The sequence below is a fragment of the Pseudoalteromonas sp. NZS71 genome (assembly GCF_015864715.1).
Taxonomy (GTDB): domain Bacteria; phylum Pseudomonadota; class Gammaproteobacteria; order Enterobacterales; family Alteromonadaceae; genus Pseudoalteromonas; species Pseudoalteromonas arctica.
Genome location: NZ_JADYWS010000077.1, coordinates 1 through 891, shown reverse-complemented (window position 1 = coordinate 891; position 891 = coordinate 1). Strand labels below are relative to the sequence as shown.

Annotated in this window: 1 protein-coding gene; it reads right to left on the bottom strand. The window is 45.0% G+C overall.

What is annotated here, in order from left to right; genetic code table 11:
- Window positions 1–826, bottom strand: an 826-nt coding sequence (locus tag I6E85_RS20785) for an IS4 family transposase (RefSeq protein WP_231621114.1), incomplete at its 3' end; no start/stop codon positions are given.
- Window positions 827–891 lie beyond the last annotated feature (65 nt).

Below are 891 nucleotides of genomic sequence, written 5' to 3'. Positions count from 1 at the left end.
GTCCTTTCTTATTGTAAGGCGCTTTGAGTGTCACTGGCGCATAGGTGATATCCAGTGTTGCGCTTCGGGCTTTTCTTCCTCCTTTTTGTGCAATGTGGATGTGTTTGGTGCCTGCACTCATCAGCTCGCTTGCAAACGCATAGAGCTTATCCTCACCTTCTTCAATATGACGACTTTGCATCGAGCGTACGACGAATCGTTGCTGCTCGGTCAGTTTATACTGCAAGTATTCGTAGATGTCCGCTTCGCGGTCACACACCGATATCACGTTCGCCATTTGTCCTTGCAGCCGCTCTGCCATCGCTCGTGACGCTGACTCCCACTTGTAACTTTCTTTTTCTTCGTAAGAAGTCGTCGCGTGTTTTTCTCTTTTTCCAATCGTGTTGATATCACGACTCCAGCGAGACTGTTCAATTAATCCCACAACTTGCTTTGTGTCTGGCGCAAACAGTAATACGCTATGAGCTAACAAGCCTCGTTGTTTTGCTCCTCGTCCGACATGACCCAAATCATCTCGAATGGAGGAATGTTTATAAATTAGTGTGGTCGTGTCTTCTAATGCGAGCAATAAGTTATGACTTTTTGCTTGTTCAACCGTGGCTTTAAAGCCTGACTCTGCTATAGCCGTTGCGTCAATATTCTCGTTGCGAATAAAGCGGTAGGCACCTTCCATATCGGCGGGGGATTGAGTGATGTTTACAAGTGGTTTTCCTGGTTCATTTGCAAGCGTTGATGCTAACTTTACCAGACGCGCTGTTCTTCTTGGATCACCTAAGTCCGATTTACCGAATTGTTGTTTTGCCCAATGAGTATGTTCGTTAATCATAATGTGCCCTCAAACAAGATTTGAAGATCTGATCATGACATTGAGATTTAGTTCAAAAAAATCCC